The 22784-nt window shown below is 69.8% G+C and carries 22 protein-coding genes; 21 read left to right on the top strand and 1 reads right to left on the bottom strand.

Going from position 1 to position 22784, the window contains the following annotated elements; all coding sequences use genetic code 11:
• Positions 1-58: 58 nt before the first annotated feature.
• The 9 genes from mltG to nusB all read left to right on the top strand — a co-directional run bounded on the left by mltG (position 59) and on the right by nusB (position 8817).
• On the top strand, positions 59-1720 hold the full coding sequence (gene mltG / locus P2Q00_RS20925; RefSeq protein WP_275774146.1) for an endolytic transglycosylase MltG: 1662 nt from the start codon (positions 59-61) through the stop codon (positions 1718-1720).
• Positions 1720-2535, top strand: a complete 816-nt coding sequence (locus tag P2Q00_RS20920; RefSeq protein WP_275774145.1) for a shikimate dehydrogenase — start codon at positions 1720-1722, stop codon at positions 2533-2535. Before mltG ends, P2Q00_RS20920 begins: the two co-directional genes overlap by 1 nt.
• A gap of 154 nt (positions 2536-2689) precedes the next feature.
• On the top strand, positions 2690-3874 hold the full coding sequence (gene aroC, locus P2Q00_RS20915; RefSeq protein WP_275774144.1) for a chorismate synthase: 1185 nt from the start codon (positions 2690-2692) through the stop codon (positions 3872-3874).
• Positions 3871-4386, top strand: a complete 516-nt coding sequence (locus P2Q00_RS20910) for a shikimate kinase (protein ID WP_275774143.1) — start codon at positions 3871-3873, stop codon at positions 4384-4386. The genes aroC and P2Q00_RS20910 overlap by 4 nt, the downstream gene beginning before the upstream one ends.
• Entirely contained in the window at positions 4383-5474 is a 1092-nt protein-coding gene (gene aroB / locus P2Q00_RS20905) for a 3-dehydroquinate synthase (protein WP_275774142.1), read from the top strand. Before P2Q00_RS20910 ends, aroB begins: the two co-directional genes overlap by 4 nt.
• A gap of 165 nt (positions 5475-5639) precedes the next feature.
• On the top strand, positions 5640-6503 hold the full coding sequence (locus tag P2Q00_RS20900) for a Pro-rich N-terminal domain-containing protein (RefSeq protein WP_275774141.1): 864 nt from the start codon (positions 5640-5642) through the stop codon (positions 6501-6503).
• Between the two features lie 152 nt (positions 6504-6655).
• On the top strand, positions 6656-7762 hold the full coding sequence (locus tag P2Q00_RS20895) for an aminopeptidase P family protein (RefSeq protein ID WP_275774140.1): 1107 nt from the start codon (positions 6656-6658) through the stop codon (positions 7760-7762).
• Positions 7763-7813: 51 nt separating this feature from the next.
• Entirely contained in the window at positions 7814-8380 is a 567-nt protein-coding gene (gene efp, locus P2Q00_RS20890) for an elongation factor P (protein WP_020117452.1), read from the top strand.
• A 2-nt stretch (positions 8381-8382) separates the two neighbouring features.
• The gene (gene nusB / locus P2Q00_RS20885; protein WP_232651492.1) at positions 8383-8817 is read left to right on the top strand and encodes a transcription antitermination factor NusB; all 435 of its coding nucleotides are present in this window, start codon (positions 8383-8385) and stop codon (positions 8815-8817) included.
• A gap of 197 nt (positions 8818-9014) precedes the next feature.
• On the opposite strand, the gene bldD is transcribed toward nusB, so the two are convergent.
• Positions 9015-9515 carry a transcriptional regulator BldD gene (gene bldD / locus P2Q00_RS20880; protein ID WP_030946861.1) on the bottom strand — a complete coding sequence of 167 codons (501 nt, stop codon included), beginning with the start codon at positions 9513-9515 and terminating at the stop codon, positions 9015-9017.
• Positions 9516-9768: 253 nt separating this feature from the next.
• Between bldD and pyrR the strand changes: the two genes are divergently transcribed.
• From pyrR to coaBC, 12 genes are all read left to right on the top strand, one after another.
• Positions 9769-10359, top strand: a complete 591-nt coding sequence (pyrR, locus tag P2Q00_RS20875) for a bifunctional pyr operon transcriptional regulator/uracil phosphoribosyltransferase PyrR (RefSeq protein WP_275774139.1) — start codon at positions 9769-9771, stop codon at positions 10357-10359.
• A gap of 81 nt (positions 10360-10440) precedes the next feature.
• Positions 10441-11421 carry an aspartate carbamoyltransferase catalytic subunit gene (locus P2Q00_RS20870; RefSeq protein WP_275774138.1) on the top strand — a complete coding sequence of 327 codons (981 nt, stop codon included), beginning with the start codon at positions 10441-10443 and terminating at the stop codon, positions 11419-11421.
• 5 nt (positions 11422-11426) lie between these two features.
• Positions 11427-12713, top strand: coding sequence for a dihydroorotase (locus tag P2Q00_RS20865; RefSeq protein ID WP_275774137.1), 1287 nt, complete (start codon positions 11427-11429; stop codon positions 12711-12713).
• A complete protein-coding gene (locus tag P2Q00_RS20860) occupies positions 12710-13285 on the top strand; it encodes a PH-like domain-containing protein (protein WP_275774136.1) in 576 nt (191 codons plus the stop codon). The genes P2Q00_RS20865 and P2Q00_RS20860 overlap by 4 nt, the downstream gene beginning before the upstream one ends.
• The gene (carA, locus tag P2Q00_RS20855) at positions 13282-14424 is read left to right on the top strand and encodes a glutamine-hydrolyzing carbamoyl-phosphate synthase small subunit (RefSeq protein ID WP_275774135.1); all 1143 of its coding nucleotides are present in this window, start codon (positions 13282-13284) and stop codon (positions 14422-14424) included. The genes P2Q00_RS20860 and carA overlap by 4 nt, the downstream gene beginning before the upstream one ends.
• A complete protein-coding gene (carB, locus tag P2Q00_RS20850; protein ID WP_275774134.1) occupies positions 14417-17725 on the top strand; it encodes a carbamoyl-phosphate synthase large subunit in 3309 nt (1102 codons plus the stop codon). The genes carA and carB overlap by 8 nt, the downstream gene beginning before the upstream one ends.
• A gap of 74 nt (positions 17726-17799) precedes the next feature.
• The gene (locus tag P2Q00_RS20845; protein ID WP_275774133.1) at positions 17800-18906 is read left to right on the top strand and encodes a quinone-dependent dihydroorotate dehydrogenase; all 1107 of its coding nucleotides are present in this window, start codon (positions 17800-17802) and stop codon (positions 18904-18906) included.
• Positions 18903-19748 carry an orotidine-5'-phosphate decarboxylase gene (gene pyrF, locus P2Q00_RS20840; RefSeq protein WP_275774132.1) on the top strand — a complete coding sequence of 282 codons (846 nt, stop codon included), beginning with the start codon at positions 18903-18905 and terminating at the stop codon, positions 19746-19748. Before P2Q00_RS20845 ends, pyrF begins: the two co-directional genes overlap by 4 nt.
• Before the next feature lie 321 nt (positions 19749-20069).
• On the top strand, positions 20070-20393 hold the full coding sequence (locus P2Q00_RS20835) for an integration host factor (RefSeq protein ID WP_003977346.1): 324 nt from the start codon (positions 20070-20072) through the stop codon (positions 20391-20393).
• Between the two features lie 59 nt (positions 20394-20452).
• Positions 20453-21046, top strand: coding sequence for a guanylate kinase (gmk, locus tag P2Q00_RS20830; RefSeq protein ID WP_275774131.1), 594 nt, complete (start codon positions 20453-20455; stop codon positions 21044-21046).
• A gap of 53 nt (positions 21047-21099) precedes the next feature.
• Complete coding sequence (gene rpoZ / locus P2Q00_RS20825; RefSeq protein WP_003977348.1) at positions 21100-21372, top strand: DNA-directed RNA polymerase subunit omega; 273 nt, start codon at positions 21100-21102, stop codon at positions 21370-21372.
• 112 nt (positions 21373-21484) lie between these two features.
• Positions 21485-22687 (top strand): bifunctional phosphopantothenoylcysteine decarboxylase/phosphopantothenate--cysteine ligase CoaBC, encoded by a 1203-nt coding sequence (coaBC, locus tag P2Q00_RS20820; protein ID WP_275774130.1) that lies wholly within the window; start codon positions 21485-21487, stop codon positions 22685-22687.
• Positions 22688-22784: the final 97 nt, after the last annotated feature.

The following is a 22784-nucleotide window of genomic DNA, read 5'->3' as shown; positions in this document are numbered from 1 at the left end:
CGGGACGGATACCCGGCCAAAAGCCGCGTAACCGCCGCCTCGCGGCTCTAGGGGATCGATGACTGAGTATGGCCGGGGCCAAGGCTCCGAACCGTGGAATCCGGAGGACCCGTTGTACGGGGACGACGGATGGGGGGGACAGCAGGCCCAGGCGGGCCAGCAGTCCCCCTACGGCGGCCAGCCGCAGCACTATCCGCAGCAGCCGCAGCAGCAGCAGCACTACGGTGACTGGGGCGACGGCGGACAGTCCACCTACGGCCAGGCGCAGCAGCAGTATCCGCAGCAGCAGTACCAGGGCTACGACCAGCAGTACTACGCAGGTCAGGGCCAGCAGTCGTACGACCAGGGCAGCTGGGGCACCGGCACGCACACGCACGTCCAGTACACCGACCCGTCGGACCCGTACGCCCAGCAGGCCGCCGCATACGGCGGCGACCAGTCCGACTACTACGGCACGCCCGACGCCTATCCGCCGCCCGAGCCGCCCGGCCGCAGGCAGGCCGAGCCCGAGCCGCGGACCGACTGGGATCCCGGCCCCGACCAGGGAGAACACGCCTTCTTCGCCGGCGGTGAGGACGACGAGGACGAGGACGACGAACCGCGTTCCGGCCGCAAGGCCCGCGGCGGCAAGAAGCCGAAGAAGCGCCGCAGCGGCTGCGCCTGCCTCGTACTGGTGGCGATCTTCGCCGGAGGCGTCGGAGGGGTCGGCTATTTCGGCTACCACTTCTACAAGGATCGTTTCGGCGCGGCGGCCGACTACGCGGGCAGCGGGAACGGCGAGCGGGTCAACGTCACCATCCCCAAGGGTGCCGGCGGCTATGTGATCGGCCAGAAGCTGAAGGCAGCGGGCGTCGTCGAGAGTGTCGACGCGTTCGTCTCCGCGCAGCAGTCGAACCCCGACGGCAAGAAGATCCAGGACGGCGTCTACACGCTGCAGAAGCACATGTCGGCCGCGAGCGCGGTCGAGTTGATGCTCAGCAACAAGAGCCGCGACAACCTGATCCTCGCCGAGGGCATGCGCAACACGAAGATCTACGAGCTGATCGACAAACGCCTCGAAGTGGCGGACGGCACCACGGCGAAGATCGCGAAGGCGGACTACAAGAAGCTCGGCCTGCCCGCCTGGGCGCTGAACCACCCGAACCTGAAGGATCCGCTGGAAGGATTCCTCTACCCCTCCAGCTACGCGGTCACGAAGGGCCAGAAGCCCGAGGCCGTCCTGAAGGACATGGTCACCCGCGCCAACGACAAGTACGAGGAACTCGGCCTGGCGAAGAAGGCGAAGAGCCTCGGCCTCGACAGCCCCTGGCAGCTGCTCACCGTGGCGAGCCTGGCGCAGGCCGAGGGCACCAGCCACGACGACTTCCGCAAGATGGCCGAGGTCGTCTACAACCGCCTCAAGCCCGCGAACCCCGAGACCTACGGCTCACTCGAGTTCGACTCGACGTACAACTACATCAAGAACCAGACCAAGATCGACCTGAGCATCGCCGAGCTGCGCAAGTACAACAACCCGTACAACACGTACTACGTCAAGGGCCTGCCTCCTGGCCCGATCGACAACCCCGGCGAACTGGCGCTCAAGGGCGCGCTCGACCCGACGCACGACGGCTGGTACTACTTCATCTCGTTGGACGGGAAGACCAGCCAGTTCACGAAGACGCTCGCCGAGCACAACAAGCTGGTCGACGAATTCAATGCGTCGAGGAAAAAGAGCTGATGTCAGCAACCCGACGGGCGGCCGTGCTCGGCTCGCCCATCGCCCACTCCCTGTCGCCGCAGCTGCACAACGCGGCGTACCGGGCGCTCGGCCTGGACGACTGGTCGTACGACAGGTTCGAGATCGACGAGGCGGCGCTGCCCGGGTTCCTCGCGCAGCTGGGCCCCGAGTGGGCGGGGCTCTCCCTGACCATGCCGCTGAAGCGTGCGGTGATCCCGCTGCTCGACGAGATCACCGACACGGCGGCCTCGGTGGAGGCGGTCAACACCGTGGTGTTCCGGCCCGACGGGCGAAAGGTCGGCGACAACACCGACATCCCCGGCCTGCTGGCCGCGCTGCACGAGCGCGGTGTGGAGAAGACCGACTCGGCGGCGATCCTGGGCGCGGGCGCCACCGCCTCGTCGGCCCTCGCGGCGCTCGCCCGGATCTGCGTCGGCGAGGTCACCGTGTACGTGCGCAGCGAGCGGCGTGCGGACGAGATGCGGCAGTGGGGAGAGCGGCTCGGCGTACAGGTCCGCCCGGCCGACTGGGCGGACGCGGTACGGGCCTTCGACGCACCCCTGGTCATCTCGACCACGCCCGCAGGAGGCACCGACGAGCTGGCCGGGCAGGTCCCCGCGCAGGTCGGCACCCTCTTCGACGTGCTCTACGAACCCTGGCCCACCCCTCTCGCCGCGGCCTGGCAGGAGCGGGGCGGACAGGTGCTCAGCGGCCTCGACCTGCTGGTGCACCAGGCGGTCTTCCAGTTCCGCCAGTTCACCGGCGACCCGCGTTCCCCGCTCGCCTCGATGCGCGAGGCCGCGCGGCTGGGCTGATCTGTCCGTTTGTCGGACTCGGATCGGTGCCGCCTCCCGGACGTGGGAGGATCGAGGTTGGCGGGCCAGGGCCGCGCACCTGGTCGGGCCGTCGCCGTACGCGAGGACGCGCGTACGCAGGGCAGTACCAGGGCGCGAGCACTGAGGAGCATCGTTGAGCAGGCTGCGTTGGCTGACCGCGGGGGAGTCCCACGGTCCCGCACTTGTCGCGACGCTGGAGGGCCTTCCCGCCGGCGTGCCGATCACGACGGAGATGGTTGCGGACCATCTGGCGCGGCGGCGGCTCGGCTATGGCCGCGGCGCGCGCATGAAGTTCGAGCGCGACGAGGTCACCTTCCTCGGCGGCGTGCGGCACGGTCTGACCCTCGGTTCGCCGGTTGCGATCATGGTGGGCAACACCGAGTGGCCCAAGTGGGAGCAGGTCATGGCGGCCGACCCCATCGACCCGGAGATCCTCGCCGGCCTGGCCCGCAACGCCCCGCTGACCCGCCCGCGCCCCGGCCACGCCGACCTCGCGGGCATGCAGAAGTACGGCTTCGACGAGGCCCGGCCGATCCTGGAGCGGGCCTCCGCCCGGGAGACCGCGGCGCGCGTGGCGCTGGGCGCGGTGGCCCGGTCGTATCTGAAGGAGACGGCCGGCGTCGAGATCGTCTCGCACGTCGTGGAGCTGTGCTCCGTGAAGGCTCCCCAGGGTGTGTACCCCACGCCGGCCGACGTCGAGAAGCTGGACGCCGACCCGCTGCGCTGCCTGGACGCGGACGCGTCGAAGGCGATGGTGGCCGAGGTCGACCAGGCTCACAAGGACGGCGACACCCTCGGCGGTGTGGTCGAGATCCTGGCCTACGGGGTTCCGGTGGGCCTCGGCTCGCACGTGCACTGGGACCGCAAGCTGGACGCCCGGCTGGCCGGTGCCCTCATGGGTATCCAGGCCATCAAGGGCGTCGAGCTCGGCGACGGCTTCGAACTCGCGCGGGTGCCCGGCTCGAAGGCGCACGACGAGATCGTCAACACGCCCGAGGGCATCCGGCGTGTCTCCGGCCGCTCCGGCGGCACCGAGGGCGGGTTGAGCACCGGTGAGCTGCTGCGGGTGCGGGCCGCGATGAAGCCGATCGCGACCGTGCCGCGGGCCCTGCAGACCGTGGACGTGTCCACCGGCGAGGCGACCCAGGCGCACCACCAGCGCTCCGACGTGTCCGCGGTGCCGGCGGCCGGCATCGTCGCCGAGGCGATGGTCGCGCTCGTCCTGGCGGACGCGGTGGCGGAGAAGTTCGGCGGCGACAGCGTGCCCGAGACCCGCCGCAATGTGCAGTCCTACCTCGACAACCTGGCCATCCGATGACCGCTGTACAGCTGGTCCTTGTCGGTCCGATGGGCGTGGGCAAGTCCACCGTCGGGCGGCTGCTGGCCGAGCGGCTCGGCGTCGCCTACCGGGACACCGACGACGACATCGTGGCCGAGCAGGGCCGCACGATCGCGGAGATCTTCGTGGACGAGGGCGAGCCGGCCTTCCGCGCGATCGAGAAGGCCGCCGTGCACCGGGCGCTGGCCGAGCACGACGGCGTTCTCGCCCTCGGCGGCGGATCGATCCTGGACGCGGACACGCGTGCGCTGCTGGCCGGGCAGCGCGTGGTCTATCTCTCGATGGACGTCGAAGAGGCCGTCAAGCGCACCGGGTTGAACGCGGCCCGCCCGCTGCTCGCCGTCAACCCGCGCAAGCAGTGGCGCGAGCTGATGGAGGCCCGTCGCCATCTGTACGAGGAGGTCGCCACGGCCGTCGTCGCGACCGACGGCCGTACGCCCGAAGAAGTCACCCAAGTCGCCCTGGACGCACTGGAGTTGAAGGAAGCATGAGCGAGGCAGTCACCCGGATCCAGGTCGGCGGTACCGCGGGCAGCGAACCGTACGAGGTCCTGGTGGGGCGTCAACTGCTGGGCGAACTGGGCGGGTTGATCGGCGACAAGGCCAAGCGGGTCGCCATCGTGCACCCCGAGGCGCTCGCCGAGACCGGTGACGCGCTCCGTGCCGACCTGGCCGGACAGGGCTTCGAGGTCGTCGCCATCCAGGTGCCGAACGCGGAGGAGGCCAAGACCGCCGAGGTCGCCGCCTACTGCTGGAAGGCGCTCGGCCAGTCCGGGTTCACCCGCACCGACGTCATCGTGGGCGTCGGCGGCGGCGCCACCACGGACCTCGCCGGGTTCGTGGCCGCCACCTGGCTGCGCGGGGTGCGCTGGATCGCGATCCCGACCACCGTGCTGGCCATGGTGGACGCCGCGGTCGGCGGCAAGACCGGCATCAACACCGCCGAGGGCAAGAACCTCGTCGGCGCCTTCCACCCGCCCGCCGGTGTGCTGTGCGACCTGGCCGCACTGGACTCCCTCCCGGTCAACGACTACGTCTCCGGGCTCGCCGAGATCATCAAGGCGGGCTTCATCGCCGACCCGGTGATCCTGGAGCTGATCGAGGCCGACCCGCAGGCCGCCCGCTCCCCGGCGGGCCCGCACACCGCCGAGCTCATCGAGCGCTCCATCCGGGTCAAGGCCGAGGTCGTCTCGTCCGACCTCAAGGAGTCGGGCCTCAGGGAGATCCTCAACTACGGGCACACCCTGGCGCACGCCATCGAGAAGAACGAACGCTACAAGTGGCGGCACGGCGCCGCGGTCTCGGTCGGCATGCACTTCGCCGCCGAACTCGGCCGTCTCGCAGGCCGGTTGGACGACGCCACGGCCGACCGCCACCGCACGGTCCTCGAATCGGTCGGCCTCCCCCTCCACTACCGTCACGACCAGTGGCCCAAGCTGCTGGAGACCATGAGGGTCGACAAGAAGTCCCGCGGCGACCTGCTGCGCTTCATCGTCCTGGACGGCCTGGCCAAGCCGACCGTCCTGGAAGGCCCCGACCCGGCCGTCCTGCTGGCCGCATACGGCGAAGTGGGCGAGTAAGTCCACGAGGGCGTCATCCGTCCTATTTGCCTTACGGACATGGGCACTTCGGGCCGTCCCCGGCCGTTCACCAAACGGCGGCCGGGGAAGGTACCGTTCGGTAGGGAGCGGGCCTCGGACCCCGCTGCCAGCGCCAATTGCCTGTACGAGACGGAGTGGCACCGGATGCAGCACGCAGTGGGTTCTCCGCTGCCGCCGCCCCATCAGCCGGGGCACGGACCGGCCGCCGGCTGGTCGCCGGCCGCACACCAGCCGGGTCCGCATCAGGCGGGCCCGCACCAGGGCCCCGCCCCCGTGCCCCCGCCGCCCCCGGCACCGGGCTACCCCCAGGTGCCCCCGTCACCGGCCCCGCCCGCACCGCAGCACGCCCCGGCCCAGCCACCGGACACCACCGGCCATGTCCCGCTGCCACCCGGCGGCCCCGTCGCCATGCCCAGCGCACCGCCCGCCACCACAGCGCCCGATACGACCGCCACGACCCTCGCGGTGCTGCTCATCGGCCCCGCGGGCGCCGGCAAGACGAGCGTCGCCAAGTACTGGGCGGACCACCGTCGGGTCCCCACCGCCCACATCAGTCTCGACGACGTACGCGAATGGGTCCGCTCGGGCTTTGCCGACCCCCAGTCCGGCTGGAACGACAACTCCGAGGCCCAGTACCGCCTGGCCCGCCGCACCTGCGGCTTCGCCGCCCGCAACTTCCTGGCCAACGGCATCTCCTGCATCCTCGACGACGCCGTCTTCCCCGACCGCCCGGTCGTCGGCCTCGGCGGCTGGAAGCGCCACGTGGGCCCCGGCCTGCTCCCGGTCGTCCTCCTCCCCGGCCTGGAGGTCGTACTGGAACGCAATGCGGAGCGCGCCGGCAACCGCCGCCTCACCGACGAGGAGGTCGCCCGCATCCACGGCCGCATGGCGGGCTGGTACGGCTCGGGCCTCCCGATCATCGACAACAGCCAACTCGACGTCCCCCAGACGGCAAGGGTCCTGGACGACGTACTGGCACGTTCGATCGCAAGCCCCCCGAACTGGTAACCACAGGGGACTGGAGGGCTTTTTTGGGGGCGCGGGGAACTGCGCGACAAGCCCCCACTCACCCGCAGACGGCGATCAACCGTTGAGGCACCCTCATCCCCCAATCGGCACCCCAACCGGCACAAATCCCCCACCGCTCCTACGCTCATCTCATGTCAGAGGTGTACGCACTCCGCCGGGCAAGGCTGAGAGACCGCTGCAAGGCTGGCGGCAGCCAATCCGCGCTGATTTCTCGCCCCGCCAATGTCCGCTACCTCGCGGGCACCGCCCCAAGGGGCGCCGTCCTGCTCCTGGGCAGGACCGAGGACCTGCTGCTGTGCGCCGGGCCACCGGACGACCGTCCCGCAGAGGGGCGACCGGACGAGGCGCTCCGCATGCAGACCCTGCCCGGCAGCGCAGGCGATCCCGCAGTGGCCGCCGCAGACCTCGCCGAGGGGCAGCGCGCCGACACGCTCGCCGTGGAGGAACACCACCTCACCGTGGCCCGGCACCGGGAGATCCGCTCGGTGGTGCCGCGCCTGCGCCTCACCGACCTCGGCGGAGCCGTCGAGCAGCTGAGGGTCGTCAAGGACGAGGAGGAGATCTCCTGCCTCCGCATCGGCGCCGAAATCGCCGATCAGGCGCTCGGTGAACTCCTGGAGTCCATCCTCGTCGGCCGCACGGAACGGCACCTCGCCCTGGAGCTGGAGCGCCGCCTCGTCGACCACGGCGCCGACGGCCCTGCCTTCCCGACCTCGGTCGCCACCGGCCCCAACGCCGGCAGACGGGCTCACCGGCCCACCGACCGCCGCGTCGAGGAGGGCGACTTCCTCTCCGTCTGTCTGGGCGCCGCATACCGCGGCTACCGCTGCGAGATCGGCCGCACCTTCGTCATCGGCACGTCCCCCGCGGACTGGCAGATCGAGCTCTACGACCTCGTCTTCGCCGCCCAGCGCGCCGGACGAGAGTCGCTGGCGCCCGGCGCGGCCTGCCGCGATGTGGACCGCGCGGCACGTCAGGTGCTGGATTCCGCGGGGTACGCAGAGGGGCTTCCGGCCCTGACGGGGCACGGCGTGGGGCTCGAAATCGATGAGGACCCGCAGCTGGCCCCTGCGGCCATGGGTAAACTGGACGCTTGCGTGCCGGTCACCGTCGAACCGGGGGTTCACCTCCCGGGCCGGGGCGGCGTCCGGATCGATGACACGCTCGTCGTCCGCCCCGAGGCGGACGGCGGACCCGAGCTACTCACCATCACGACCAAGGAGCTGCTCGCACTCTAGGCAGGTGCGTGCGCCGGGGTCGTCCACGTCAGTCCAGGAGATTCCGCAACCGTGGCTTCCACGAACGACCTCAAGAACGGCCTTGTGCTCAAGCTCGAAGGCGGCCAGCTCTGGTCCGTCGTCGAGTTCCAGCACGTCAAGCCCGGCAAGGGCCCGGCCTTCGTGCGCACCAAGCTCAAGAACGTGCTCTCCGGCAAGGTCGTCGACAAGACCTTCAACGCCGGCGTCAAGGTCGAGACGGCCACTGTCGACAAGCGCGACATGCAGTTCTCGTACATGGACGGCGAGTACTTCGTCTTCATGGACATGGAGACCTACGACCAGCTCATGGTCGACCGCAAGGCTGTCGGCGACGCCGCCAACTTCCTCATCGAGGGCTTCACGGCCACCGTCGCGCAGCACGAGGGCGAGGTGCTCTTCGTCGAGCTCCCGGCCGCCGTCGAGCTCGTCGTCCAGGAGACCGAGCCGGGCCTGCAGGGCGACCGTTCCACCGGCGGCACCAAGCCCGCCACCCTGGAGACCGGCCACCAGATCCAGGTCCCGCTCTTCATCACCACCGGTGAGAAGATCAAGGTCGACACCCGTACGAGCGACTACCTCGGCCGGGTGAACAGCTAACCGTGGCTGCCCGCAACACGGCCCGCAAGCGCGCCTTCCAGATCCTCTTCGAGGGCGACCAGCGCGGCGCCGATGTCCTGACGGTCCTCGCGGACTGGATCCGGCTCTCCCGGGACGACACCCGGCAGCCGCCGGTGAGCGAGTACACCATGCAGCTCGTCGAGGGCTACGCGAAGCATGCGAGGCGCATCGACGAGCTGATCGCCCAGTACTCGGTCGGCTGGACGCTGGACCGGATGCCGGTCGTGGACCGCAACGTCCTGCGCCTCGGCGCCTACGAGCTGATCTGGGCCGACGAGATCCCGGACGCCGTCGTGCTGGACGAGATGGTGCAGCTGGCGAAGGAGTTCTCCACGGACGAGTCGCCCGCGTTCGTCAACGGACTGCTGGGCCGGCTCAAGGAGCTGAAGCCCTCACTGCGCCGGGACGAGGCGTAACGACCGACCTGGGGTAGCCCGGGTCGTAAGAGGCAGGCATCGCCAGGGGGCCCGCAGCGTGACTGCTGCGGGCCCCCTGGCGTTCCCATACCTCCGCGGCTCCCGAAGGCCGCAGAAAGCCGCCGGGGTGGCCGGAACCGTGAAGTTCCGGCCACCCCGGCGGCACGTTTCTGCTGAGTGCTGTCCGACCTCTTGTGTCAGACCTCTTCGTGCGCGACCGCACGGCGCGCGTCCGCGTCCAGCACGCCCCAGCTGATCAGCTGCTCGGTGAGGACCGAGGGGGACTGGTCGTAGATGACGGCGAGTGTGCGCAGGTCGTCCTGGCGGATCGAGAGCACCTTGCCGTTGTAGTCACCGCGCTGCGACTGGATCGTCGCCGCATAGCGCTGCAGCGGGCCCGCCTTCTCGGCCGGCACGGTCGCCAGCCGCTCCAGGTCCAGGACCAGCTTCGGCGGCGGCTCGGCGGCGCCGCCCGGGGTGGTGCCCGGCAGGAGCTCCTGCACCGGGACCCCATAGAAATCCGCCAGTTCGGCGAGGCGCTGTACGGTCACGGCACGGTCGCCGCGCTCGTACGAACCGACCACGACCGCCTTCCAGCGTCCCTGGCTCTTCTCCTCGACACCGTGGAGGGAAAGGCCCTGCTGGGTGCGGATGGCCCGGAGCTTGGCCCCGAGCTGTTTGGCGTATTCGCTGGACATATAGCTCCCCGGACACTGTGTCGACGCGACTGCAGAGTTTCCGAGCCGCGCGTCTGGTAACTCACTGTGAGGTTACGCAGCGTGACTCTTCTGCGTCAAGCCGAATGGTCCACACCGACTCTTCCGCGGCCGCAGTGGCCGATTACGCCATAGGGGTGATCAGGGGCGTCGGCGGGGCCTGCTACCGTGGATGGCGCAAATCCGACGTCCTTTAAGGTCCGTCCCGTGAGGCGGAGAAGGAGGTCCGTTTCATATGGACAAGCAGGACACGTCCGGAATTCCGGCGTCCGATGCCCGGCCCGTTCTCGAAGGCCCGGACATCGCGCGGGTGTTGACCCGCATCGCCCACGAGATCGTCGAGCGCGCCAAGGGCGCCGACGACGTGGTGCTCCTCGGCATTCCGACCCGAGGGGTCTTCCTCGCCCAGCGGCTCGCCGCCAAGCTCGAGGAGATCACCGACCGGAAGATCCCGGTGGGTTCGCTCGACATCACCATGTACCGCGACGACCTGCGCATGCATCCGCCGCGTGCGCTGGCCCGCACCGACATCCCCGGTGACGGCATCGACGGCCGCCTGGTCGTCCTCGTCGACGACGTGCTCTTCTCCGGCCGCACCATCCGTGCCGCCCTTGACGCCCTGAACGACATAGGGCGTCCACGCGCGGTGCAGCTCGCGGTCCTCGTCGACCGCGGCCACCGCGAACTGCCCATCCGCGCCGACTACGTCGGCAAGAACCTCCCCACGTCGCTGCGGGAGACGGTCAAGGTCCAGCTCGCCGAGGAGGACGGTCGCGACACCGTGCTGCTCGGTGCCAAGCCGGCCGCCCCGGGCGAGCAGCAGTAGCACTCGGCCGTACGACCCCGAGTGCGTTTCGCGCGCACCCATGCCCGAAATCTCCCTGAACTGCCTTACGGAGCCTGACAGATGCAGCGTCATCTCATCTCGGCCGCCGACCTCACCCGCGACGACGCCGTCCTGATCCTCGACACCGCCGAGGAGATGGCCCGGGTCGCCGACCGGCCGATCAAGAAACTGCCGACCCTGCGCGGCCGCACCGTGGTGAACCTGTTCTTCGAGGACTCCACGCGCACGCGTATCTCCTTCGAAGCCGCCGAGAAGCGCCTGTCCGCGGACGTCATCAACTTCACCGCCAAGGGGTCGAGCGTCTCCAAGGGCGAGTCCCTGAAGGACACCGCCCAGACCCTGGAGGCCATGGGCGTCGACGCCGTGGTCATCCGGCACGGCGCCTCCGGAGCCCCCTACCGCCTCGCCAACTCCGGCTGGATCGACGCGGCCGTCATCAACGCGGGCGACGGCACCCACCAGCACCCCACCCAGGCCCTGCTGGACGCGTTCACCATGCGCCGCCGCCTGGTCGGCCGGGACGCCGGGATAGGGCAGGACCTGTCCGGCAAGCGGATCACGATCGTCGGCGACGTCCTGCACAGCCGGGTCGCCCGCTCCAACGTCGACCTGCTGCACACGCTCGGCGCCGAGGTCACCCTCGTCGCGCCGCCCACCCTGGTGCCGGTCGGCGTCGGGACCTGGCCCTGCGAGGTGTCGTACGACCTGGACTCCACGCTTGCGAAGTCCGACGCGGTGATGATGCTGCGGGTCCAGCGCGAGCGCATGAACGCCGCGTTCTTCCCGACCGAGCGCGAGTACTCGCGGCGCTACGGCCTCGACGGCGACCGCATGGCGCGGATGCCCGAGCACGCCATCGTGATGCACCCCGGCCCGATGGTCCGCGGCATGGAGATCACCGCCGAGGTGGCCGACTCGGACCGCTGCACCGTCGTCGAGCAGGTCGCAAACGGAGTCTCCATCCGGATGGCCGTCCTGTACCTGCTGCTAGGCGGCAACGAACCCGCCGTCACCCACGCCCGCACCATCGAGGAGAAGTAAGAACCATGAGCAAGATCCTGATCCGTGGTGCGAAGGTGCTCGGCGGCGAGCCGCAGGACGTGCTGATCGACGGCCAGACGATCGTCGAGGTGGGCGTCGGTCTGAGTGACGAAGGCGCGGAGGTCGTCGAGGCCGCCGGCAAGGTGCTGCTGCCCGGGCTCGTCGACCTGCACACCCATCTGCGCGAGCCGGGCCGCGAGGACTCCGAGACCGTGCTGACCGGCACGCGCGCGGCGGCGAGCGGCGGTTACACGGCCGTCTTCGCCATGGCCAACACCTTCCCGGTCGCCGACACCGCCGGCGTCGTCGAGCAGGTGTACCGGCTCGGCCAGGAGCACGGCTACTGCGATGTGCAGCCCATCGGTGCCGTCACCGTCGGCCTGGAGGGCAAGAAGCTCGCCGAGCTGGGGGCGATGCACGAGTCGGCCGCCGGGGTCACCGTCTTCTCGGACGACGGCAAGTGCGTCGACGACGCCGTGATCATGCGGCGGGCGCTGGAGTACGTGAAGGCCTTCGGCGGGGTCGTCGCCCAGCACGCGCAGGAGCCGCGGCTGACGGAGGGCGCCCAGATGAACGAGGGCATCGTCTCCGCCGAGCTGGGTCTCGGCGGCTGGCCCGCGGTGGCCGAAGAATCGATCATCGCCCGGGATGTCCTGCTCGCCGAGCACGTCGGCTCCCGCGTCCACATCTGCCACCTGTCGACCGCCGGGTCCGTCGAGATCGTCCGCTGGGCCAAGTCCCGCGGCATCGACGTCACCGCCGAGGTCACCCCGCACCACCTGCTCCTCACGGACGAGCTGGTGCGGACGTACAACCCGGTCTACAAGGTCAACCCGCCGCTGCGCACCGAGCGCGACGTGTTCGCCCTGCGCGAGGCCCTCGCCGACGGCACGATCGACATCGTCGCCACCGACCACGCCCCGCACCCGCACGAGGACAAGGACTGCGAGTGGGCCGCGGCCGCCATGGGGATGGTCGGCCTGGAGACCGCGTTGTCAGTGGTGCAGGAGACCATGGTGGACACCGGGCTCCTCACCTGGGCCGGGGTCGCCGAGCGCATGTCCTACAAGCCCGCCGAGATCGGGCAGGCCAAGGGGCACGGGCGTCCCGTCTCGGCTGGTGAGCCCGCCAACCTCACGCTCGTCGACACGGCATACCGTGGGTCGGTGGACCCCGCGGGCTTCGCCTCGCGCAGCCGGAACACCCCGTACGAGGGGCGTGAGCTGCCGGGCCGTGTCACGCACACGTGGCTCCGGGGCAAGGCCACGCTCGTCGACGGGAAGCTCACGTGACACCTCTGCATCTGACGTATCTGGCCGCCGAGAAGAAGTCGGCCGAGGTCACCGACTGGGCCGCCCGCGTCGGCTGGCTCGTCGGACTCGCCCTCTTCGTCGCGCTCGTCTACTGGCTGATGCGCGAGGGCTGGAAGTGGCGCGGCACGCTCCAGGGCGACCTCCCGGAGCTGCCCACCGCGCCGGAAGAGCCCGGCGAGGCGAGACTGACGATGAGCGGCCGCTACCACGGCTCCACCACCGCCCGGCAGTGGCTGGACCGCATCGTGGCGCACGGCCTCGGCACCCGCAGCAGGGTCGAGCTCACGCTGACGGACGCGGGACTGGACGTCGTACGCCCCGGCGCCACCGACTTCTTCGTCCCGACGGAGCAGCTGCGCGAGGCCCGGCTCGACAAGGGCATCGCCGGCAAGGTGCTGACCGAGGGCGGGCTGCTCGTGGTGACCTGGGCGCACGGCGAGCGGCTGATCGACTCCGGGTTCCGCTCCGACCGTGCGGCCGAGCACACCGAGTGGGTCGAGACCCTGAACCACATGATCAACAAGAGCATCGACACGGAAGGCGCACGATGACAACCTCCACCAGGGGAGCCGCCAAGGTTCCCGCCGTACTCGTCCTGGAGGACGGCCGGATCTTCCGCGGCCGCGCCTACGGGGCCGTGGGGGTGACCTTCGGCGAAGCGGTCTTCTCGACCGGCATGACCGGCTACCAGGAGACCCTCACCGACCCGTCGTACCACCGCCAGGTCGTCGTGATGACCGCCCCGCACGTCGGCAACACCGGCGTGAACGACGAGGACCCGGAGAGCAAGCAGATCTGGGTCGCCGGCTACGTCGTGCGCGACCCCGCGCGCGTGCCGTCCAACTGGCGCGCCAAGCGCTCCCTGGACGACGAACTGCGCCACCAGGGCGTCGTCGGCATCTCCGGCATCGACACGCGCGCGTTGACGCGTCATCTGCGGGAGCGCGGCGCCATGCGCGTCGGCATCTTCTCCGGCAACGCGCTGCCCGACGAGGGCACCATGCTCGCCGAGGTCCGCCAGGCCCCCGAGATGAAGGGCGCCGACCTCTCCGCCGAGGTCGCCACCAAGGAGGCGTACGTCGTCCCCGCGATCGGCGACAAGAGGTTCACGGTCGCCGCCGTGGACCTCGGCATCAAGGGCATGACCCCGCACCGCATGGCCGAGCGCGGCATCGAGGTGCACGTGCTGCCGGCCACGGCGACCGCCGAGGACGTCTACGCCGTCAACCCCGACGGCGTGTTCTTCTCCAACGGCCCGGGCGACCCGGCCACCGCCGACCACCCGGTCTCCGTCATGCAGGCGGTCCTGGAGCGCGGCACCCCGCTCTTCGGCATCTGCTTCGGCAACCAGATCCTGGGCCGCGCCCTGGGCTTCGGCACGTACAAGCTCAAGTACGGCCACCGCGGCATCAACCAGCCCGTGCAGGACCGTACGACCGGCAAGGTCGAGGTCACCGCGCACAACCACGGCTTCGCCGTAGACGCGCCGACCGACAAGGTCTCCGACACTCCCTACGGCCGCGCCGAGGTCTCCCACGTCTGCCTGAACGACAACGTGGTGGAGGGCCTCCAGCTCCTCGACCGGCCGGCCTTCAGCGTCCAGTACCACCCCGAAGCGGCAGCGGGCCCGCACGACGCCGCCTACCTGTTCGACCGCTTCGTATCTCTGATGGAGGGCCAGCGTGCCTAAGCGCACCGATATCCAGTCCGTCCTGGTCATCGGCTCCGGCCCGATCGTCATCGGCCAGGCCGCCGAGTTCGACTACTCCGGCACCCAGGCGTGCCGCATCCTGCGCGCCGAGGGCCTGCGGGTCGTCCTCGTGAACTCCAACCCGGCGACGATCATGACCGACCCGGAGATCGCCGACGCCACATACGTCGAGCCGATCACCCCGGAGTTCGTCGAGAAGATCATCGCCAAGGAGCGCCCGGACGCGCTCCTGCCCACCCTGGGCGGTCAGACGGCCCTCAACACGGCCATCTCGCTGCACGAGGCGGGCACCCTCGAGAAGTACGGCGTCGAGCTGATCGGCGCCAACGTCGAGGCCATCAACAAGGGTGAGGACCGCGACCTCTTCAAGGACGTCGTCGAGGCCGTCCGCGGCAAGATCGGGCACGGCGAGTCCGCCCGCTCGGTGATCTGCCACTCCATGGAGGACGTGCTCGCAGGCGTCGAGACACTCGGCGGCTACCCGGTCGTCGTCCGCCCCTCCTTCACCATGGGCGGCGCCGGCTCCGGCTTCGCGCACGACGAGGAGGAGCTGCGCCGTATCGCCGGCCAGGGCCTCACGCTCTCCCCGACCACCGAGGTGCTCCTGGAGGAGTCCATCCTCGGCTGGAAGGAGTACGAGCTGGAGCTGATGCGCGACAAGCACGACAACGTCGTGGTCGTCTGCTCCATCGAGAACTTCGACCCCATGGGCGTGCACACCGGCGACTCGATCACCGTCGCCCCCGCGATGACGCTGACCGACCGCGAGTACCAGATCCTGCGCGACATCGGCATCGCCGTGATCCGCGAGGTCGGCGTCGACACCGGTGGCTGCAACATCCAGTTCGCGGTGAACCCCGAGGACGGTCGTGTGATCGTCATCGAGATGAACCCGCGCGTGTCGCGCTCCTCCGCCCTCGCCTCCAAGGCGACCGGCTTCCCGATCGCGAAGATCGCAGCCAAGCTCGCCGTCGGCTACACCCTCGACGAGATCCCGAACGACATCACGCAGGAGACCCCGGCCTCCTTCGAGCCGACGCTCGACTATGTGGTCGTCAAGGCCCCGCGCTTCGCGTTCGAGAAGTTCCCGCAGGCCGACTCCACGCTGACCACCACGATGAAGTCGGTCGGCGAGGCCATGGCCATCGGCCGCAACTTCACCGAGGCCTTCCAGAAGGCGCTGCGTTCGCTGGAGAAGAAGGGCAGCCAGTTCACGTTCGTGGGCGAGCCCGGTGACAAGACTCTCCTCCTCGAAGAGGCGGTCCGCCCGACCGACGGCCGTATCAACACCGTCATGCAGGCCATCCGCGCCGGCGCCACGCAGGAGGAGGTCTTCGAGTACACGAAGATCGACCCCTGGTTCGTCGACCAGCTCTTCCTGATCAAGGAGATCGCGGACGAGCTCGCCGAAGCGCCGGAGCTGACCCCCGACCTGCTGGCCGAGGCCAAGCGGCACGGCTTCTCGGACCAGCAGATCGGTGAGATCCGCGGCCTGCGCGAGGATGTCGTGCGGGAGGTGCGGCACGCGTTGGGCATCCGCCCGGTCTACAAGACGGTGGACACCTGCGCCGCCGAGTTCGCCGCGAAGACGCCGTACTTCTACTCCTCCTACGACGAGGAGACCGAGGTCGCGCAGCGCGAGAAGCCGGCCGTCATCATCCTGGGCTCGGGCCCGAACCGCATCGGCCAGGGCATCGAGTTCGACTACTCGTGCGTGCACGCCTCCTTCGCGCTCAGCGACGCCGGGTACGAGACCGTGATGGTCAACTGCAACCCGGAGACCGTCTCCACGGACTACGACACCTCCGACCGCCTGTACTTCGAGCCGCTGACGCTGGAAGACGTGCTGGAGATCGTCCACGCCGAGCAGCAGGCCGGTCCGGTGGCGGGTGTCATCGTCCAGCTGGGCGGCCAGACCCCGCTGGGCCTCTCGCAGGCGCTGAAGGACAACGGCGTGCCGATCGTGGGCACTTCGCCGGAGGCCATCCACGCCGCCGAGGACCGCGGCGCCTTCGGGCGCGTGCTCGCCGAGGCCGGCCTCCCGGCCCCCAAGCACGGCACCGCCACCACCTTCGCCGAGGCCAAGGCCATTGCCGACGAGATCGGCTACCCGGTTCTCGTCCGGCCGTCGTATGTCCTCGGCGGACGCGGCATGGAGATCGTCTACGACGAGACCCGGCTGTCCTCCTACATCGCCGAGTCGACCGAGATCAGCCCCTCCCGGCCGGTCCTCGTCGACCGTTTCCTGGACGACGCCATCGAGATCGACGTCGACGCGCTCTACGACGGCCAGGAGCTCTACCTCGGCGGCGTCATGGAGCACATCGAGGAGGCCGGCATCCACTCCGGCGACTCGGCATGCGCCCTGCCGCCGATCACCCTGGGCGGCTTCGACATCAAGCGCCTGCGGGCCTCCACGGAGGCCATCGCCAAGGGTGTCGGCGTCCGCGGCCTGATCAACATTCAGTTCGCGATGGCCGGCGACATCCTCTATGTCCTCGAAGCCAACCCGCGCGCGTCCCGCACCGTCCCCTTCACCTCGAAGGCGACCGCGGTGCCGCTCGCAAAGGCCGCCGCCCGGATCTCGCTGGGTGCGACCATCGCCGAGCTGCGCGTCGAGGGGCTGCTTCCGGCCAACGGCGACGGCGGCGAGCTCCCGCTCGACGCGCCGATCTCCGTCAAGGAGGCCGTCATGCCGTGGTCGCGCTTCCGCGACATCCACGGCCGAGGCGTCGACACGGTCCTCGGCCCGGAGATGCGCTCCACCGGCGAGGTCATGGGCATCGACTCCGTCTTCGGCACGGCGTACGCCAAGTCGCAGGCGGGCGCCTATGGCCCGCTGCCGACCAAGGGCCGCGCGTTCATCTCCGTCGCCAACCGCGACAAGCGATCGATGATCTTCCCGGCGCGCGAGCTGGTCGCCCACGGCTTCGAGCTGCTCGCCACCTCCGGCACCGCCGAGGTCCTCAAGCGTAACGGCATCAATGCCACCGTCGTGCGCAAGCAGTCCGAGGGCACCGGTCCGAACGGCGAGAAGACCATCGTCCAGCACATCCACGACGGCGAGGTCGACCTCATCGTCAACACCCCGTACGGCACCGGCGGCCGCCTCGACGGCTACGAGATCCGTACGGCGGCCGTGGCGCGGTCGGTCCCGTGCCTGACGACGGTCCAGGCGCTCGCCGCCGCCGTCCAGGGCATCGACGCCCTCAACCACGGTGACGTGGGCGTCCGTTCGCTCCAGGAACACGCGGAACACCTGACCGCGGCCCGCGACTAGCAGCCCACGAGGGGGACACCGGAAACGGTGTCCCCCTCTTCATGAGGTCACCTGAGACTTCAAGAGGACACTCGATGTACAAGATCTTTTTCAAGCTCGTCTTCAAACGGATGGACCCGGAGCAGGCCCATCACCTGGCCTTCCGCTGGATCCGCCTCGCCGCCCGCGTCCCCGTCCTGCGCACCTTCGTCGCCGCCGCCCTCGCGCCCCGCTACGAGGAGCTGCGTACGGAGGCCTTCGGGCTGCGTATGCACGGGCCCTTCGGGCTCGCCGCCGGCTTCGACAAGAACGCCGTCGCCGTCGACGGGATGTCGATGCTCGGCTTCGACCACGTCGAGATCGGCACGGTGACCGGGGAGCCGCAGCCGGGCAACCCCAAGAAGCGGCTGTTCCGGCTCGTGAAGGACCGTGCGCTGATCAACCGCATGGGCTTCAACAACGAGGGCTCGCTGGCCGTCGCGGCCCGTCTGGCGTCCCGTGAGCCGGTTTTCAGGACCGTCGTGGGCGTGAACATCGGCAAGACGAAGGTCGTCCCGGAGGCCGAGGCCGTCGGCGACTACGTCAAGTCGGCCGAGCGGCTGGCGCCGTACGCCGACTACCTGGTCGTGAACGTCTCGTCCCCGAACACGCCCGGCCTGCGCAACCTGCAGGCCACCGAGGCGTTGCGGCCGCTCCTGAGCGCCGTCCGCGAGGCCGCCGACCGCACGGTGACCTCCCGCCGCGTCCCGCTTCTCGTCAAGATCGCCCCGGACCTCGCCGACGAGGACGTCGACGCCGTCGCCGACCTGGCCGTCGAACTCGGCCTGGACGGGATCATCGCGACGAACACCACCATCGCGCGCGAAGGGCTCGGTTTGAAATCCGAACCCTCACTCGTGAAGGAGACCGGCGGACTGTCCGGCGCACCCCTGAAGTCCCGCTCCCTGGAGGTGCTGCGGCGCCTCTACGCGCGCGTGGGCGACCGCATCACGCTCGTGGGCGTCGGTGGCATCGAGAACGCCGAGGACGCCTGGCAGCGCATCCTGGCCGGCGCCACGCTGGTCCAGGGCTACAGCGGCTTCATCTACGAGGGCCCCTTCTGGGGGCGTGCCATCCACAAGGGTCTCGCCGCCCGCCTGAGCACCAGCCCGTACGCCACCCTCGCCGACGCGGTCGGCGCCGACGCAAGGAAGACCGCATGAGTGCTCTCGAACCCTTCGGCACCCGGCTGCGCCGGGCCATGGACGAGCGCGGGCCGCTGTGCGTCGGCATCGACCCGCATGCGTCCCTGCTGGCCGAGTGGGGCCTGAACGACGATGTCGCAGGCCTGGAGCGGTTCAGCCGCACGGTCGTCGAGGCGATGGCCGACCGGGTCGCCGTCCTGAAGCCGCAGAGCGCGTTCTTCGAGCGCTTCGGGTCGCGCGGCATCGCCGTACTGGAGAAGTCGGTGGAGGAGGCGCGGGCGGCCGGCGCGCTGGTCGTGATGGACGCCAAGCGCGGCGACATCGGCTCGACCATGGCCGCGTACGCCGAGACCTTCCTGCGCAAGGACTCCCCGCTCTTCTCGGACGCGCTCACCGTCTCGCCCTACCTCGGCTACGGATCGCTCTCCCCGGCCGTCGCGCTGGCCCGGGAGAACGGCACGGGCCTGTTCGTGCTCGCGCTGACCTCCAACCCGGAGGGCGGCGAGGTGCAGCACGCGGTGCGCGCGGACGGACGGAACATCGGGGCGACGATGCTGGCGCACCTCGCCGCCGAGAACGAGGGGGAGGAACCCCTGGGATCCTTCGGGGCCGTCGTGGGCGCCACGCTGGGCGACCTGTCGTCGTACGACCTGGACATCAACGGGCCGCTCCTGGCGCCCGGCATCGGCGCCCAGGGCGCCACCGCCGCCGACCTTCCCGGTGTCTTCGGAGCCGCCGTGCGCAATGTCGTGCCGAACGTCAGCCGGGGGGTGCTGCGGCACGGTCCCGACACCGGGGCACTGCGGGCGGCCGCGGACCGCTTCGCGGAGGAGATCAGGACCGCCGTGGCGACCGTATGAGGTTTCCGTGACGACCGTATGCGGCATTCGCGGCGGTCGTCGCGGGCGTTCGAGGTGGTCGCGCGAGTCCTGCGATGAGTGGTCAGCAGCCCGCTTGAGTCTGAATACATCCTCAAATCCGGGGCATTATGTCCTAAATGTCAGGCCTGACGGAGGCTGACCAGGACTTTTCCGCTGTTCTCGCTGACTCTGGCGGACTTGCCCGCTAGTCTCCGACGAGAGTCAACGGGCAAGCGTGTTGCTCGTGGCTCCCCAGGTGTGGGGCGACTAGGTTCCTCACCGGTCCGTATCCGACAGTTCGACATCCGAGGTGACGTAGGCGTGGCTCTTCCGCCCCTTACCCCTGAACAGCGCGCAGCCGCGCTCGAAAAGGCCGCCGCGGCTCGCCGGGAGCGGGCCGAGGTCAAGAATCGACTCAAGCACTCCGGCGCCTCCCTGCACGAGGTCATCAAGCAGGGCCAGGAGAACGACGTCATCGGCAAGATGAAGGTCTCCGCCCTGCTCGAGTCCCTGCCGGGCGTGGGCAAGGTCCGCGCCAAGCAGATCATGGAGCGTCTGGGAATCTCCGAGAGCCGCCGTGTGCGCGGGCTCGGTTCCAACCAGATCGCTTCCCTGGAGCGTGAGTTCGGCAGCACCGGCTCCTGAGTCCGGGTACTCCGGACCGGGAGTCCCGGGCACTCCGGGATTGCTGGAATAATCGCTGCATGGCTGCAACATTCCGGGGGACGACCCCCGAGCCCCCGGACGTACGTCCGCGGCTGACCGTGCTCTCCGGCCCCTCCGGGGTCGGCAAGAGCACGGTCGTCGCCCATATGCGCAAGGAACACCCCGAGGTCTGGCTCTCGGTGTCGGCGACGACCCGCGGGCCGCGCCCCGGCGAGAAGCATGGAGTCCACTACTTCTTCGTCACCGACGAGGAGATGGACAAGCTGATCGCCAACGGCGAACTGCTGGAGTGGGCCGAGTTCGCAGGCAACCGCTACGGCACGCCGCGTGCGGCCGTGCTGGAGCACCTGGAGGCCGGCGTGCCGGTCCTCCTGGAGATCGACCTCCAGGGTGCCCGGCAGGTCCGCGAGACCATGCCGGAGGCTCAGCTGGTGTTCCTGGCTCCGCCCTCCTGGGAGGAGCTGGTGCGCAGGCTCACCGGGCGGGGGACCGAGCCGCCCGAGGTGATCGAGCGCCGTCTCGATGCGGCGAAGATCGAGCTGGCGGCCGAGCCGGAGTTCGACGTGACCTTGGTCAACACCTCCGTCGAGGACGTGGCTCGCGAGCTGCTAGCCTTGATGGATGTTCTGTGATCACACGTGATGTGATCGCGACCGATCTTTTCCCATCCATCGGAAGGTAGAGCGTGTCCTCTTCCATCTCCGCGCCCGAGGGCATCATCAACCCGCCGATCGACGAGCTCCTCGAGGCCACCGACTCGAAGTACAGCCTCGTGATCTACGCGGCCAAGCGTGCCCGCCAGATCAACGCGTACTACTCGCAGCTCGGCGAGGGCCTCCTCGAGTACGTCGGTCCGCTTGTGGACACCCACGTCCACGAGAAGCCCCTCTCGATCGCCCTGCGCGAGATCAATGCGGGTCTGCTGACGTCCGAGGCCATCGAGGGTCCGGCGCAGTAGTACTTTCGTATTGCAGTTGGTTTTTCCACAGGCCCGACAGCGCGACTGTCGGGCCTGTGGTGTGTGATGGAGTCGTTGAGGGACTCGTACGTTGCCGAACCGGGGAGAGACGGTGGACAAGCCGAAGGTCGTGCTGGGGGTCAGCGGCGGCATCGCCGCCTACAAGGCCTGTGAGCTGCTGCGGAGGCTGACCGAGTCCGGCCATGACGTACGCGTCGTGCCGACCGCCTCCGCGCTGCACTTCGTCGGCGCCGCCACTTGGTCCGCCCTCTCCGGCAACCCCGTCTCCACCGAGGTCTGGGACGATGTCCACGAGGTCCCGCACGTCCGCATCGGGCAGCACGCCGACCTGGTCGTCGTCGCCCCCGCGACCGCGGACATCCTCGCGAAGGCCGCCCACGGCCTGGCCGACGACCTGCTCACGAACACGCTCCTGACCGCCCGCTGCCCGGTCGTCTTCGCACCCGCCATGCACACGGAGATGTGGGAGCACCCGGCCACCCAGGAGAACGTGGCGACGCTGCGCCGCCACGGCGCCATCGTCATCGAACCGGCCGTCGGCCGTCTGACCGGCGTCGACACCGGCAAGGGCCGCCTGCCCGACCCGACGGAGATCTACGCGATCTGCCGCCGTGTGCTGTCCCGGGGCATCACCGAGCCGGACCTCAAGGGCCGGCACGTCGTCGTCAGCGCCGGCGGCACCCGCGAGCCCCTCGACCCGGTGCGCTTCCTCGGCAACCGCTCCTCCGGCAAGCAGGGCTACGCGCTCGCCCGCACCGCCGCCGCGCGCGGCGCCCGCGTCACGCTCATCGCCGCGAACACCGGCCTGCCGGACCCGGCGGGCGTGGACGTCGTCCAGGTCGGTACGGCCGTGCAGCTGCGCGAGGCGGTGCTGAAGGCGGCTCCGGACGCCGACGCCGTCGTCATGGCCGCGGCGGTGGCGGACTTCCGGCCGCAGACATACGCGGCCGGAAAGATCAAGAAGAAGGACGGCCAGGACCCGGAGCCCATCGTGCTGGTGCGGAATCCGGACATCCTCGCGGAGATCTCGGCGGAGCGCGCCCGGCCCGGTCAGGTGATCGTCGGCTTTGCCGCCGAGACCGACGACGTCCTGGCCAATGGCCGCACCAAGCTGGAGCGCAAGGGCTGTGACCTCCTCGTCGTGAACGAGGTGGGGGAGCGCAAGACCTTCGGCTCCGAGGAGAACGAGGCGGTCGTGCTGGGCGCCGACGGCACCGAGACCCCCGTCTCGCACGGCCCGAAGGAACATTTGGCCGAAACTGTCTGGGACCTGGTGGCGGAGCGCCTCGGCTGAATGTTTCATTCGCTTCTCAGTCCCCTCAAACCTCTGCCACAGGGGTGTGGCGCCCCTGGTCAAGGCCGCTCGGAATTGGGCAGAATGCGCGTGCCGC

Origin of the sequence: Streptomyces coacervatus (assembly GCF_029223485.1) — a bacterium.
GTDB classification, from domain to species: Bacteria; Actinomycetota; Actinomycetes; order Streptomycetales; family Streptomycetaceae; genus Streptomyces; species Streptomyces coacervatus.
The sequence above is the reverse complement of the archived record's forward strand: the minus strand, read 5'-3'. Positions and strand labels throughout refer to the sequence as shown.

Coding starts and splice junctions, on each gene's coding strand:
- pyrF (WP_275774132.1), top strand. CDS start 18,903: ATGAGTGCTCTCGAACCCTTCGGCACCCGGCTGCGCCGGGCCATGGAC.
- P2Q00_RS20895 (WP_275774140.1), top strand. CDS start 6,656: ATGTCAGAGGTGTACGCACTCCGCCGGGCAAGGCTGAGAGACCGCTGC.
- pyrR (WP_275774139.1), top strand. CDS start 9,769: ATGGACAAGCAGGACACGTCCGGAATTCCGGCGTCCGATGCCCGGCCC.
- bldD (WP_030946861.1), bottom strand. CDS start 9,515: ATGTCCAGCGAATACGCCAAACAGCTCGGGGCCAAGCTCCGGGCCATC.
- P2Q00_RS20920 (WP_275774145.1), top strand. CDS start 1,720: ATGTCAGCAACCCGACGGGCGGCCGTGCTCGGCTCGCCCATCGCCCAC.
- P2Q00_RS20910 (WP_275774143.1), top strand. CDS start 3,871: ATGACCGCTGTACAGCTGGTCCTTGTCGGTCCGATGGGCGTGGGCAAG.
- aroB (WP_275774142.1), top strand. CDS start 4,383: ATGAGCGAGGCAGTCACCCGGATCCAGGTCGGCGGTACCGCGGGCAGC.
- P2Q00_RS20865 (WP_275774137.1), top strand. CDS start 11,427: ATGAGCAAGATCCTGATCCGTGGTGCGAAGGTGCTCGGCGGCGAGCCG.
- P2Q00_RS20870 (WP_275774138.1), top strand. CDS start 10,441: ATGCAGCGTCATCTCATCTCGGCCGCCGACCTCACCCGCGACGACGCC.
- carA (WP_275774135.1), top strand. CDS start 13,282: ATGACAACCTCCACCAGGGGAGCCGCCAAGGTTCCCGCCGTACTCGTC.
- P2Q00_RS20845 (WP_275774133.1), top strand. CDS start 17,800: ATGTACAAGATCTTTTTCAAGCTCGTCTTCAAACGGATGGACCCGGAG.
- mltG (WP_275774146.1), top strand. CDS start 59: ATGACTGAGTATGGCCGGGGCCAAGGCTCCGAACCGTGGAATCCGGAG.
- P2Q00_RS20900 (WP_275774141.1), top strand. CDS start 5,640: ATGCAGCACGCAGTGGGTTCTCCGCTGCCGCCGCCCCATCAGCCGGGG.
- gmk (WP_275774131.1), top strand. CDS start 20,453: ATGGCTGCAACATTCCGGGGGACGACCCCCGAGCCCCCGGACGTACGT.